Raw genomic sequence first — 14523 nt, 5'->3', positions numbered from 1 at the left:
ATTAACGTGCCTGCCAGTTCAAGCGGCGCTGGAGAAGGTTGATCAGCAGGAGCAGCGCGAAGGAAACGATCAGCATTGCGGAGGCGATCACGGCGGCACCGGAGTATTTATAATCCTCCAACTGGGCCACGATCATCAGCGGCAGGATCTCGGTCTTCATCGGCAGGTTCCCCGAGATGAAGATCACCGAACCGTATTCGCCGATGGCCCGCGCGAAGGCCAGGGTGAAGCCGGTGATCAAGGCAGGAACCAGCATCGGGAAGATCACGCGCCGGAAGGTCGTCCAGCGGTTCGCCCCCAGGCTGGCAGCCGCTTCTTCAAGCTCGGCGCCCAAGTCTTCCATCACCGGCTGCACCGTCCTGACGACGAAGGGGAAGCCGATGAAGGTCAGCGCGATGAAGACCCCCAGCGGCGTGTAGGCACCCTTGATGCCCCACCACTCCATCAGGTATTTGCCGATCCAGCCGGTCGGCGCATAAATGGTCGTCAGCGTGATGCCCGCCACCGCGGTGGGCAGAGCGAAGGGCAGATCGACCATGGCGTCCAGAATCCGCCGGCCGGGGAAACGGTAGCGGACCAGCACCCATGCCACCAGCAGGCCCAGCACCACGCTGACCCCGGCAGCGGCGGCGCTGGCCCCGAAGGTCAGCTTGGCTGCCGCGAGAATCCGCGGAGTGGTCAGGATCTTCCACCAGTCCGCCGGTCCCAAACCCGCCGCCTTGATGAACAAGGCGGCCAAGGGAATCAGGATGATCAAGCTCAGCCAGGTGATGGTGACACCCATCGAGAGCCCGAAGCCGGGGATAACGCGTTTCGTTCGCATGAAACCAAAGGTGGGGGAGGCAGAACAGAAGGCCGGATTCGTGCACTCCAGCCCTCTGCGTGGCAGCATAGCGGTCGCAGGCTACGGATGACTATTTCTTTTCGGCGTAGGCCTTGTCGAATGTGCCGCCGTCTTCGAAGTGCGCCTTTTGTGCCTTGGCCCAGCCACCGAAATCCTTGTCCACCGTCACCAGCGGAATCGTGACCAGCTTGCTCGAATATTTCGCCAGGATATCCGCCTTGCGCGGACGGTAGAAGTTCTGGCCGGCGAGTTCCTGGGCTTCATCGGTGTAGAGGAATTCGAGATAGGCCTTCGCCGCCTCCGTCGTGCCATGCTTCGCGGCGTTCTTCTCGACCACCGCCACCGGCGGCTCGGCGAGGATGCTCAGCGAGGGATAGACGACCTCGGTCTCACCCGGGAATTCCTTCTCGATGAGGTAGGCCTCGTTTTCCCAAGAGAGGAAGACGTCACCGATCTTGCGCTGGGCGAAGGTGGTGGTGGAACCGCGCGCGCCGGTATCGAGCACCGGCACGTTCTTGAAGAGCTGTGTGATGTATTCCTGCACCTTAGCCTGATCGCCGCCGAATTGCTTCTCGGCCCAAGCCCATGCCGCCAGATAATTCCAGCGGGCACCGCCGGAGGTCTTCGGGTTCGGGGTGATCACTTCGGTGCCCTGCTTCACCAGGTCGCCCCAGTCCTTGATCCCCTTCGGGTTGCCCTTGCGCACCACGAAGACGATGACCGAAGTGTAAGGCGAGCTGTTGTCCGGCAGTTTCGCCTGCCAGTCGTCCGGCAGCAGCTTTGCCTCGCGGGCGATCGCGTCGATATCGCCAGCCAGCGCCAGCGTCACCACATCGGCGGCCTGGCCGTCGATGACCGCGCGTGCCTGCTTGCCGGAGCCGCCGTGGGACTGGACAATCTTGATCTCGCCCTTGCCGTCCGCAGCCCACTTCTTGATGAAAGCCTTGTTGACGGCCTCGTAGAATTCGCGGGTCGGATCGTAGGAAACATTTTGGAGTTCCAAGGTGCCGCTGCCGGAGGACTTGCTCTTGCAACCCGGCAGGGCAGCGAGAGCGGCAAGGGCGAGGAACAGGAAGGATCGTGTTTTCATGAGTCTCTTGGAGTTGATGGGTTGAAGTGACGCCGGGTCACTTGGTCGTGTAAATCTGGTCGAAGATGCCGCCGTCCACAAAGTGCGTTTGCTGGGCCTTCTCCCAGCCGCCGAAATGGTCGATGGTGACCAATTCGAGCTTCGGGAAAACCGGGGCATACTTCGCGGCAGCCTGCGGATCGCGGGGGCGGTAGAAATGCTTCCCGGCGAGGTCCTGGCCCTCGGGAGAATAGAGGTAGTCGAGATAGGCCTTCGCCGCTTCGGTGTTGCCGTGCTTCGCGGCCGTCTTCTCGACGATCGCCACCGGCGGCTCCGCCAGGATGCTCAGCGAGGGATAGACGATCTGCGTCTCGCCGGGGAATTCCTTGGCAATCAGATGCGCCTCGTTCTCCCAGGAAAGCAGAACATCGCCGATATGACGCTGGGCGAAGGTGGTGGTGGAACCCCGCGCGCCGGAGTCCAGCACCGGCACGTTCTTATAAAGCTTCGCAATGAAGTCACGGGCCGCGGTCTGGTCGCCCCCGCCTTGCTTCTCCGCCCATGCCCAACCCGCGAGATAGGCCCAGCGCGGGGCACCGCCGGTCTTGGGATTCGGCGTGATGACCTCGGTGCCCTCCTTCACCAGATCGCCCCAATCCTTGATCTCCTTCGGGTTCCCCTTGCGGACGACGAAGACGATCGTGGAGGTATAGGGCGAGCTGTTGTGAGGGAACCTGGCCTGCCAATCCGCTGGCAGCAGGCCGCCCTGCTTGCCGATCATGTCGATATCAAGCGAGAGCGCGAGCGTGACGATATCCGCGGGCTGGCCATCGATCACCGCCCGGGCCTGCTTGCCCGAGCCGCCATGCGACTGCGTGATCTTGATCTCTCCTTTCCCGTCCGCCGCCCACTTCTTGGCGAAGGCGGCGTTGAACTCCTCGTAGAATTCACGCGTCGGGTCATACGAGACATTCTGGAGCTCGATGGCGGAACCTTCTTTCTTGGATTCGCAGCCCGGCAACAGGACGAGTGCTGCGAGCAAGGCGGATGCGATCAGGGGACGTTTCATGAAGGGAAAGAAGGTTCCGGCTTGGTGGGAGTACGCGGCTTCAGAAGTAGAAGCGCGCGCCGGTGAGCCAGGTCACACCTTGGTAATCACCGCCATTGCCGCCGCCATCGAGATCGGCGTATTCGCCACCGGCCATGAGCTTCAGCTTGTCGCCGTAGATAAAGTACTGCGCGCCGAGATAGATCGCATTGTATTCATCCCCACGGCCGCCGCCCGTCAGCAGGGGCGCTTCGCTCTCATAGCGTGTCTGGCGATAGACGCTGTCCGCACCGTCGCCGGTGGTGTAGGAGTAGCGGCCGACAAGCTGCAAGCGCTTCGGAATGATGTCGTACATCGGCTGGATGAAGAATCCGAAGACATCGCCATCCCGGCCTTCGCCGCCCGAAGCATTGAATGCTTCCACCACCAGTTGGAAGGGCCCTTCCTGGGCCCAGAAAGTAGCGGAAACGAGATCGTCGTAGCGCGTGAAGAGGAAGTCGTCCTTGTCATGACCACTGTGGATCCAGTCCAAGCGGAAGTCCGCGCGCTCCCAGCCGAAGCACTCCTTCGCATCGTAGCCCACACCGGCGCCGAAACTGTATTCACCGCCGAATTTGCCGAACTCCTTATCGCTGTCGTTCGAGTAGGCACCGGCCTGCCAGGAGAAATCACCGACCTTGCCTTCCGCGGTGAGGCCGAGGATCCGGTTGACCCGGAGCTGGTTGAAGACCTGCGAGCTATCGAAGGTCTGTTGCAGGTCGCTCGATTGCAGCCAGTCGAAGTAGCCGATCAGCGGCTTGATGTGGCCCGCCGTCAGCGTGAAATTCTTGCTTGGCTTCCACTTGATGTAAGCATCCTCCAAGCCGTTGTAGACAGGATCGAAATTGTCCGTGCTCTGGAAGGTCGCGCGGATCTCGATGGTCTTCTCGAACATCTTCGCGTCGAAGCCGAAGCGCGAGCGACGGTCTTCCCATGCGTCGGTATCACCCTGGTCGGAATCTACCCAGTAATACTGGCCCTGGTATTTTCCGATCAGCTTGAACTCTTCCAGAATCGGATTCTTATCATTCTGATAAAGCACGAAAAAATCCCATGCCTTCTTAAACCCTGCCGTCTCCTCCTCGGAAGGCGTGCCGAAGGGATCGAACTCGAAGGCCTTCGCGGGCATGGCCAGCAATGCCACGGCGGGAAGCAGTAGCATGGAAGTCCGGACGGAAGCGACGCGAGCCGCCTTCACGCCCGGGGCACGGGTGGTGTCGGTTTTTTTCATGGGGTTATGATAGGTTCTCCGGAGTTGAGTCACGATCCCTGGGAGAGGGTTACGAAAACTCGGGGAGCTGCCGCTCGGGCAAAAAAAGAGACCACTGTTTAAGACTATGGATAAAAGAACACCCGGGATATGCATGTCGCATTCTCGCCGCTTGCCCTTCTTCCCAAGCCCCTCCGGTGGTCCGGTCAGTCTCTTCGATCAGGATTTCGAAGCGAACCCTTCGGTTCGCGATGTAGCGTTACGGTTGCTTATCTCAGGACGGCGAGCCGTTCTCGTCGCGCAATGTCGGGAACCTCGTCTTTTCGAGGCTATCGACCTGCGTCACGCGTCCCTCATGGACGATGATCTGGACGGAGCCGAAGCGAAGGTCTTCGACCTTCTTCCGGACCACATCCAGCCAATCGGCGGGAGGAACGATGTCCGTTTTTAGGCGGTCATTGGTTTTGGTGTTCATCGCTCGGGGCGGTGGCAAGTTGGGATAGGCCCACCAGGAATCCGTCGGCAGGGTCGGCTTTGCCACGCGCGGGCATGGCACCGACCTTGGCGCCGGCCAAGGTGGAGAAAGGAGGGGCGATGCCGTCGCGACGCATCTTCCGCAGTGTCACCTCGACCACTTGGGCCAAAGTGTAGCGGTCGAGGATGTTCGCGATGGCGTTGCGCACGTCGATCATGAGCATGCGCAGGCCGCAGTGGTCCTCATCGGGACAAGTGCAGCGCTGATAGGCGAACTCGCTGGCGCAGCAAATCGGTGCAAGACGGCCGTCCATCAGGCGCACCAGATCGCCGATGCGGATCTTGTCCGCGGCCGTGGCCAACGCGTAGCCACCCAGCTTGCCGCGCTTGGTCTCGATGATCCCCGCCTCGCGGAGTTCCTGAAGGATCCGTTCGATAAATTTCAGTGGCAGCCGGTTGGCATCGGCCAACTCCACTCCGGACACCGTGGGCAGGCCCATTTCAGCGGCGATTCCGAGGTGGATGGTGGCTCGAAGCGCATATTCGGCTTTCTTGGAAAGGTGCATCGGCGAATGTGGAGTAGAGAGTAGGGTATTCAGGTAGAGGGTCAAGCGGGTTTTTGAAATCGGAATGTAAATCGCTTTTGTTTAGCGAATTACATCCGAATCAGCCCACCGTCCTCACCTCAATCCTAGCCGTCATTCCGGCCTTGTCGAGGGCCGCAGTATTCCGCCAAAACCGCGATAAACCTCAGGGTCCCTGAACCTCCACCCGCAGGAACTTCGCCGGACTTCCTGCGGGCAGGCTCGCCTTCACCGTCCGGACCGAGCCGACCTCCCCAAGGATCTCGAGCGTGATCCCGGCAGTCTCCCAACTCTCAAGCCCATCCGACCACTTCGGCGCAATCGTCACGTCCGTGGCGAGCAGGTTGACCGTGTAGGTGATCGATATCACCCCGCTCTCCACCTCCACCGCAGGAGACACCGAGAAGCTCTCGGGATCCAAACCCAGCGCATACTCAAGCAAGTTCGCCAAGCCATCATGATCCGGATCCCCATCGTTGCCCGCGATCAAAGGGTTACCACTCTCCGCGCCGAACTCCACCCCACGCCAGGCTTCAAGCGGAGGCAGCATGTTCGTCACCTCGATCCCTAGCATCGTCTCCGTCCACAAGCCGTTATGGTCCGTCACCCGCACGACAAACGAATTCGCCCCGGCATCCGATGACCCGGGCGTCCCACCCAGCGCACCATCCGCCGCCACCGTCAGCCACCCCGGACCGGATTGCTTTGAGAAGGCCATCGTGTCTCCTTCGTTCGGATCCCCGGCATCCCCTGCCAGCGATTCCGCATAGCCCTCTGAAACCGCCGCGGCGGCTTTTACGAGAGGTGCCGTAGTAAACGAGGGCGCCCGGTTCCGGACCACCTCCAGATGCACGTTGTCGATCGCGAAATCCGCCGTCAGGTTCCCATGACGGATGCCGATCGCATCGAAGGATGTGACCACTGGCGTGGTGTCGCTGAAGCTGATCACCGCGCCATCCGCCCCGCCCGCGATCAGGATACCGGTGGCCGTCTTGGTCAGCGTTAGCGAGAAGGCATGCGGCGTCAGGTCATTGACCGAAGCGCGCGCACCGGAAGCCAATCCGGTGACCGTTCCCCCCGAGCCGAAGCCGCCATCCGCAGCCGTATCCTCCGCCAGCGCCCATCCCGTCGCACCGCCGATTCCCTGCTGCACCAGGAAGCCGTCCCCGGCGCTGTTGAAGAGCCCGAAGCGCAGCCCCGAACCGACGCTCGCCGGTGCCTGCGTGTAGCGGAAATCAAAGCTCAATCGCAACGAGTCCCCGGTATTCACCAGCGGGATCGCGGCGAAGTTCGCCCGCGTCAGCGCGAAGGTTCCGGTGGCATCCATGAGCAAAGCATTCCCACTCTCCAAAATCGCATCCTCCACTACCGAGAGCGTTCCCGCCGTCGCCGTCCAAGCCAGGTCGTCCGGATCATCCGCATCGTTGCCCGCGGTCGGTGCCGCACCGACATCGAAGGTATCTTCCGCCGCGTGCAACTCCGTCTCGTCATCGGCAATCGTGACAACCGCGTTCGCCGGAGCTGAAACCGCATAAGCCGCATTCGGCGATAGCACCAACACCGCCGTCTCGTCATCCTCGAAGTCGCCGTCATCGATCGGCAGCAGAGGCACCACCACCGAACTCTCCCCCGCCGGAATCACCACGCTTCCCGACAGCACACCATAGTCATCTCCCGCAACCGCCGTGCCCGCCGTCGTATAGGAAACCGTCAAGCCGACGGTCACGGGCCCGCCGCGGCTGATCAGGAAAGCCCCGGGAATCTCCGCGGACTCGCGCGCCACCGGCGCACTCGCCGCCACCGTCACGGGATAGCCCACATTCACGGTCAGCATCGCATCCGCGAAGACACCATGATTGTCCGTCATCCGGATCGTGAAGGAATTCGCTCCCGCATTCGCGATGGCCGGCGTGCCGCTCAAGGCACCGTTCGATGCCACGCTCAGCCACGAAGCTCCGGCGATCTTCGCGAACGTGAAGGTATCGCCCGCATTCGGATCGACTGCATCGTTCGCCAAGGTCCCGTCAAGCGGCACATCGATCACCGCCGACCTCACCAGCGGATTGCTCGCAAAGGCAGGTGCCAGATTCGGGCTGAACTCCACCCGCACATTGTCCAAGCGGAAATCCACGGTCTGCCCGCCGTTCGCAATGAGAACCGTGTCGAAGCTCGTGATCACCGGCGTACTTTCCGTCCCGGTGTGGCTCACGCCATCCACCGTGGACGTCACCACCATCCCGCCCGCCGTCCTGCGCAGCTTCAGCGAAATCGTGTGCTTCAGTTGATCGTTGATGCTCGCCTTCGTTCCCGAAGTGATGCCCGTCAGCGCGCCCGAACCAAAGGTCCCGTCCGGACACTCCAGCAGCCCGATCCCTGTATTCCCGCCGGTGCCGTGGTGCAGGCAGAAACCGGCCCCCGTGCTGTTGTAGAGCCCGACCCGCAGACCTGCCGAGACATTCGTCGGAGCCGCCGTGTAGCGGAAGTCGAAGGACAAGATGATCGAGTCCCCGTTCACCGGCAGAGACCTCGCCGCGAAGGCACCTTTCGGCCCCCCGAAGGTGCCCGTCGTATCCACGTTCAGCGCCTTGCCCGTGTTGAAGGTTGTATCAGCGGCCACCGTCAGCGTCGAACCGTTCCACGCCACGTCGAAAGGATCGTCGCCATCATTGCCCGCCGTCGCCGTTGCGCTGTCAAAGCCGTCGTTCATGCGAACGAAAAGACTCTCGTCATCGGCAATCGTCACCGTCGCGCTCGTCGAGACACCCATCGCATAGTCCGCAGACGCGACCAGCATCAGCGCGACCGTCTCCGACGCCTCTAACAGCGCATCGTCCAGCGGCACGACCGTCACCGTCGCGCTCGCCTGCCCCGCGGGAATCACCACGTTCGAGCCTGCCGCTACATAGTCGCTCCCCGCCAGCGCCGTGCCGCTAACACTGAAGCCCACCGTCAGGTCGGAAGTCGTCGGCCCGCCGCGCGTGAAGGTAAAAGTCCCCGTCGAGAGATCGTCTTCGCTCGCCGCGGCATCGGTAGCGGTCAGCGTCACCGGATAGGCCACCGGAATCTGCATCTCCGCCTGATCGGAAGCTCCCTCTTCATTGGTCACCTTCACGGTGAAGCTGCCCATCCCCATATCACCCGCGGCAGGGCTTCCCGTGAGGTTGCCATTGGCCGCCACCGTCAGCCATGCAGGGCCAGCCACCTTCTCATAAACGTGACCCGGATGAGCGACATTCACATCACTCGTCAGCGTACCGGAGTAAGCCCCGCCAACCGCCGCCGTCGCCTTCGTGAAGGGATCGGACGTGAAAAGAGGAGCCACCAGTTGGAAGGCGTCCACCCGCACGTTGTCGATGCGGTAGTCGGCCGTCATGTTGCCGTTCGAAATCAGCACCGTATCGAAGGCGCTCAAGGCGGGACTCGTGTCCGTCCCGCTGAGCGAAATGCCATCCACCGTCGCCGTGACCGCGATCCCCGTGTCCACCTTGCGCAGCAGCAGCGAAATCGAGTGCTTCACCTGGTCGTTGATCGAAGCCTTCGATCCCGTGGCAACCGTCGTCAGTCCGCCAAACCCGAAGGACCCGTCCGAGCCCCCGTCCTCGATCAAGGTCCAGCTCCCGTTCCCGCCGGTCCCATGCTGCACCGCGAAGCCGTCCCCGCTATTATTGAAAAGCCCGAAGCGGAACCCCGCCGCCATGTTAGCGGACGCCTGCGTGTAGCGAAAATCAAAGGACAACTTCAGCACGTCTCCCGTGTTCACCAGCGCCCGCCCCGCAAAGGATGCATCGACGCTGGCATAGGTCCCGCCATCGACATTCAGCGCACTCCCGCCGCCCAGCGCGGCATCTGCGGCCACCGTCAAGGTCGAGCCCGACCACGCGACATCCAGCGCTTCCGCCGCATCGTTCGCCGCCGTGCCATTGAAGCCGTCCTGGACCAGCGCGATCGAAGGCTCGACGTGCCCCAGGCTCACGCGATCGAAGACCGCACCGCCCAAGCCCGCATCCACATGACTCGTCACCGCCAAGCCCGCTTGGATCGTTACCGGCATCGCGATCGTCGTCGCACCCACCGTCGTCCACGCCATCCCATCGGCAGAAACATACGACGTGATCAGATCACCCACCCGGGTCAGGCGAACCCAATTGTTGATCCCCGCATTCAGCACCGGACCATTCACATTGGTCGAGGCTCCACCCGTCGCGCCACGATACTGGAACGAGAAGCCATTCGCAGGCGTCACATAGATCGAGGCATGCGCCGCGTTCGCAGCAATGCCGTCGCGCAGCATCACTCCCGCCTTCGCATAGCCGTTCGTATTCCCCTGCCCCGTCACCCGCGCCCGGAAATCGCAGTCGCCGTTCGCGGCCTGCCGCACGAAGCGGAATTCGTCCGCCGTGCCCCAGATGTCCGCACCCGAGCCGTACACCACATGTGTGCCACCCTCCGCCCCGGCATCACCCGCAGCACCCACACCGCCGATGTCTGAGGAAGCCCAATGCGGCGGCAAAGGTGGCAGCTTCACCGGATTCAAATACACCTTGGCAATCCCCTGATACCCCGCCGCATCCTCGATCCGATAGTTGAAATGATCATAGCCCGAGCCGTAATTCGGAGGACCATAGTCAGATCAGCTGATCCCTTCCCGAAGGTCCCGTCCCCGGCGAACGCAGCACCAGACCCTTCATCGTCGATGAAGCATCGGACGACACCAGCGTCAGCGCTTCGCCGTTGCTGTCACTGTCGTTCAACAACACATCCACCGTCGTCGAAAGCGCACCAGCCGTCATCGTCACGCGGTCACCGAAGGCCCTCGGCGGCAGCGGGAATGAATACGCCCCGAGATTGTCGAGCACCGCCGCCTTCGAATTCCGGTGCGCGATGATCTTCGTCGCCTCCGAACTCGAAAAACGCGCGAGACTATTGTCCGACATGATCGTCGGCCCCTCCGGCTTCCCCCCGCCCTCATAGTGGCTGGACGACCAGTTATGCCCCAGCTCGTGCCGCCATGCTCCGAGAAAGTCGCCGCTCGAGGTCGCCCCGGTGATGCTATACCGGCTCGCCGTTCCGATCACCCCCACCGATGCCAGACCACCGCCCACCCCCGGCCGGACCAGCGATGCCACGTCGTGCGCGCTTGCACCCAGCACCGGCGGCAGCACCGTATTCCACTGCGTCTTCATCGTGTTGAGCAGCACGCTCCAATCCGCCGTCGTCGAAGACGGCAGCGCCTGATAAGGGCACTTCACCGCATCCGTTCGGACCACGATCCGGCCCACGCGATGCAGGATCGCCGTGTCGCGCAGATAGACGATGTTCGCCTTCATCGCGCAAAACTCCACCATGTCGATCATGTTCACCAGGTTCGTTCCCACCGCCTGCCACTCGCGGTAGCTCGCATCGATCCCCAGCTCCGCCGCCTTCACCGCCGGGCCTGCGCCACCTGCTCCCACACCGGTCGTCGGGTAAACATTCGGCGTCCAAGTCCCGCCGCCGGAAGTCGCCGTCGTGCCCGTGCTATTCCACGTGATGCCGTCCTCAAAAGCGATGTAAGACCAGAAGGTCCCGTTCGCCTTCTGATAGCCCGCGGCAATCGCCCCCGGCCTGCCCGTCACCGTGCCGATATAAGTGCGCGGCACATCCGCCGTGTAAGGCGTGAAGGCACCGGTCGCATCCTGAACCTGCACATTGTAGTTCGTGCTGCGGATCGGATGCAGCGTGAAGTTCACCGTCAGTGAAGTGGCACCGTTGGTCAGCGTGCGCGTCACCGTCGCGGGCGGCGCTTGGGCATGGAGCCGGGCTGCCAGCGCCAGGCCAAGGCAGAAGACGAGGGTTTTCATGGGTTTTTGGAGGAGAGAAATGTCAGACTTCCGAGGGATGCAGCCAGCGGAACGAAGCGACCGCATAGCGCCGGCCGAAGGCCTTGTTCACGGGATTCAATTGGGTAATCAGTTCGTCCGCCGGGTTCGCGGCATCCACGAAGGCCGCCCCGCGCTGCACCTCCGCCTCACACCAGGCCCGCGCCTGGACCTTGCCATCCACATCGACGCAATCGCCATACGCGCGAATCAAAAAGGTATCCGAGCGCGCGGACAGATACGGCGCGATCGGCGTGAGAATATCCGCCTGCTTCACCACTCCCGGAATCCCATACGCAGCCGGACCCCGCTCCGCATCCGGGAAAGCGAACCCTCGCCCTTGCCCCCCGACCGCAGCGGACCTGCTCCCTGCGTTATAAGCCGCATTGATCGGCACCTCATCCGCATCCAGCGCGCTCTGGATCGTCCCCGCCCGCGCCAGCGCCTTGTCGCTCCCCGGGCGGCGGTTGATGAAATCCGCCAGCGACAGGAAGGGCCCGCGCTTGCGCACCTCGCGCACGATCGCCTTGGCCAGCGCCTCGATCTCGTCCTCCTTCAGCTCGCGCCGCCCGATCCACTGCGGCGTCGAGAGCACGTCGTTCGCACCGTTCTTCTCCGCCAGCTGGTTCTCCGGCAGATACAGCGAGGAAACCGGCACGTCCTTGCTCGCCTGCATCGTGTCCGCGCCACCGCCCCCGCGCACCGTCACCTGCCGCTCCTTCAAGCCGCCTAACAGGACCCGCCACGCCTCCACCGAGGTCGAGTTGATGTTGAACATCCCGTCCGCCGCGATCAGCGCCGCGATCTTCTGCGCCGCATCCGCCGAGGGATTGCCGCCGGAAAAGAGCCGGTCCATCACATCCTCCGCCGTCTCCCCGGCCAGCGCCGCCTGGTAGCGCGAGTTCGGCAGCGGCTTGCCGTCCTTGAAGAAGTCCTGCGCCACCTGCTTTTGCACCCGCTTCGTCGCGAAGGCCGAGCCGGTCTGCGGCGCGATCCCCGACAGGAACCAGTCATCCCACAGTGCCTGGTTCGCCAGATACGAGTGATCCGCCAAGGGCCTCGGTCCGCCCAGCGACAACGAGGTCTTGTCCGCAGGAATCACCGAAGGCGCCATCGAGTTCCCGATCGCATGGCTGATCTGCGGCAGCAGCGGCGAGCGCCCGAAGAGCCCAGAAGTCGCGCCAATGAACCCGTTCGCAAAAGCATGCTGGAAGGCCGCCAGCGAATGCACCGGCTCGCGTGGAATGCCGTGCGTGATGATCGCGCCCGTGCCGCTGTCCTGCTTCCAACCGCCGCCGAAGTAGCTGCTCCCGTTCGTGCTGACCTCGAAGTTCCGGTTCTTGAAACTGTTCAGCGGCTCGATGTGAACCTCATACGGCAGCGTCTCCAACTCATCCGCCAGCAGGGTCTGGAAATCGACCGTCGGAGCCTTCGGGTTGAAGCGCGTCAGGAAGCGCCCCGGCAAGTCGGAACCCTGCTCGGTCTTGGCGCTGTACGAGAACACCATGATCGGCTCCTTACGTCCCGCGAGCTGGTTGAAGGACAGCGGCCGCGTGTCGGATGGATTGATCTTGCTGAAGAACTCCGGCTTGCTCGATGCCGTGATCCGGTCCACCGGCAGACCGTCCTTGCCATCGATCATCACGCCACCGAGCGGCGCCGTCTCGCCCAGCGCGACCCGGTCTTCCTTGTAGAAGAAATCGTTCGCCGTCAGGAACCAGGTCGCCGTCCCGGTCGATTGCTCGGCATTCGGCGTCACCTCGTAGGTGATCGTCTCGTTGCCGCTGCTCTCGATGAATTTCCCCGCGGAGTCCTTGATGTCGATCGCGATCCCGCCACCGAGGTTCCAGCCCGCCTCTCCGTCCACATAGTTGAGCCCGGGGTTGGATGGCTTGATCGCGGTGTTCGGTCCTTGCGAAATCATCAGCACCTCGCCCGGCTTCATCGCCACCGGCTTGGCCTTGCCCACCGTCAGCGTTAGATAATTGGCCGCACCCACGATCTTGTTCAGCCCGATATTCGAAACCGCACCATTCCGCGTCAGCTTCAAGTCGTAGGGAAGCTGCCAGAACTTCACCGATTGATAAGCCGGCGTCACCACCACCGGCACGTCCAGCGGATTCCACAGGATCGCGATCGGATCGACCACCAGCGCCAGCCGGTTCACCGCCTGACCATTCGCGGTAGTAGCCCGCCCATGCAGCGAGAGGATCGTCTGGAAGCTGATATAAGTCGGCTGCTTGAAGAGATTCTCCGGATCGCCATTCAGCGTCTGGAGATTCTCGGCCACCTGCAAGAACTGCGTCTTGTTGCCCACCGCCCCGCCGGTCGTGTAGCTCGCGCGCGCACCGGTCTTCAGCTCTTTCCAGGAGTTGTAGTAGAGCCACAACTCCGCCTCGTTGATACCCTTCGCACTGCCCACCGTGTAGAGCGGATTCTGCGGTGCCGTCGCCTGTGGCTTCTCCAGGTAGAAGGACAGGTCCTTGCGGAAGCCGCCCGCGCGCACGTTCGTCAGCAGCCCGGATGTCCGCGCCGCCAGATCATGGAAAAGCGGCTTCGGCTTCTCCGGCTTGTCCGCCAGCAGCGCCGCCTGCTGCCAACTCGTGACCTTCTTCATCTCCGGCGCATTCGCCTTCATCTTCGCGAAAGGCTCGCCATCCGCGGTCGATGCCCACTCCACCGCAGTCCGCGGCGCGGATTGCAGCGCCGAACGCGTCCCGGCGAAGTCCGTGGGCTCGGTGAAATCGGGATGCGCCATCGCCGCCTTCACCCCTTGATCGCCCACCCACCACGCATGCCGTCCCCGCAGCCCGCCACTCGATTCACCCGCCACCATCGGCACTTCCACCTTCTCGTCGGAACCCGCACCCAAGGTCCCCGGTCCCACCAATTCGGTCATGCTCCCCTTGCTTCCGCTCGTCGCAAATTCCTGCGTCGCCGTATCGCCCTGCTCGCCGGATACCAGCCACCGGCGGAACTTCGGCGCCGGCCGGTTCGTCACCGTGCTCTCCCATGCCGAATACACCCCGGTCCAGAAGCGCCGCCCTTCCGCCGCCGCGCTCTCTTCACCCTTGCCGTTCGCCGCGAGTTGGTCCGCCGTCGCTGTGATCCGCTGGTCCGGCCCGGTCTGCTTCTGCAGCTCCCCGATCGCCAGCGACAGCGCCATCCGCGCATTCGACCGCGCCACCGCCACCGCCTCACCCCGGCTCCCGGAACGCAGGCTGACCGACGACAGCGAAAGCAGCCCCACCGCCAGCAGCGTCAGCAGCACCATCAGCGACAGCGTCACCACCAGGGCAAAGCCGCGCGAGGGGCTGTCCCCCCTCGCGCGGCGCGTTTCCCGCCCGTTAGACCTCGATCGGGATACGGAAAAAGCAGAGCGGATGAATGGACGGCA

At 63.0% G+C, this 14523-nt stretch carries 9 protein-coding genes; all 9 read right to left on the bottom strand.

Annotated elements, in window-relative coordinates:
• Position 1: 1 nt before the first annotated feature.
• Positions 2–823: a sulfate ABC transporter permease subunit CysT gene (cysT, locus tag ABWK72_RS17725; RefSeq protein ID WP_367870903.1), complete on the bottom strand. Its 822-nt coding sequence runs from the start codon at positions 821–823 to the stop codon at positions 2–4.
• A 91-nt stretch (positions 824–914) separates the two neighbouring features.
• Complete coding sequence (locus ABWK72_RS17720) at positions 915–1934, bottom strand: sulfate ABC transporter substrate-binding protein (protein WP_367870902.1); 1020 nt, start codon at positions 1932–1934, stop codon at positions 915–917.
• Positions 1935–1971: 37 nt separating this feature from the next.
• Complete coding sequence (locus ABWK72_RS17715; RefSeq protein ID WP_367870901.1) at positions 1972–2982, bottom strand: sulfate ABC transporter substrate-binding protein; 1011 nt, start codon at positions 2980–2982, stop codon at positions 1972–1974.
• A gap of 40 nt (positions 2983–3022) precedes the next feature.
• Positions 3023–4231 carry a porin gene (locus tag ABWK72_RS17710; RefSeq protein WP_367870900.1) on the bottom strand — a complete coding sequence of 403 codons (1209 nt, stop codon included), beginning with the start codon at positions 4229–4231 and terminating at the stop codon, positions 3023–3025.
• 253 nt (positions 4232–4484) lie between these two features.
• Complete coding sequence (locus ABWK72_RS17705; protein WP_367870899.1) at positions 4485–4685, bottom strand: YezD family protein; 201 nt, start codon at positions 4683–4685, stop codon at positions 4485–4487.
• The gene (locus tag ABWK72_RS17700) at positions 4666–5250 is read right to left on the bottom strand and encodes an Rrf2 family transcriptional regulator (RefSeq protein ID WP_367870898.1); all 585 of its coding nucleotides are present in this window, start codon (positions 5248–5250) and stop codon (positions 4666–4668) included. Before ABWK72_RS17700 ends, ABWK72_RS17705 begins: the two co-directional genes overlap by 20 nt.
• 184 nt (positions 5251–5434) lie before the next feature.
• Positions 5435–9793, bottom strand: coding sequence for a beta strand repeat-containing protein (locus tag ABWK72_RS17695; RefSeq protein WP_367870897.1), 4359 nt, complete (start codon positions 9791–9793; stop codon positions 5435–5437).
• 100 nt (positions 9794–9893) lie between these two features.
• Positions 9894–11108 carry a hypothetical protein gene (locus tag ABWK72_RS17690; protein WP_367870896.1) on the bottom strand — a complete coding sequence of 405 codons (1215 nt, stop codon included), beginning with the start codon at positions 11106–11108 and terminating at the stop codon, positions 9894–9896.
• Positions 11109–11130: 22 nt separating this feature from the next.
• Positions 11131–14418, bottom strand: a complete 3288-nt coding sequence (locus ABWK72_RS17685; RefSeq protein WP_367870895.1) for a hypothetical protein — start codon at positions 14416–14418, stop codon at positions 11131–11133.
• Positions 14419–14523 lie beyond the last annotated feature (105 nt).

The sequence above is a fragment of the Luteolibacter sp. Populi genome (assembly GCF_040801775.1).
Lineage (GTDB): Bacteria > Verrucomicrobiota > Verrucomicrobiia > Verrucomicrobiales > Akkermansiaceae > Haloferula.
The sequence above is the reverse complement of the archived record's forward strand: the minus strand, read 5'-3'. Positions and strand labels throughout refer to the sequence as shown.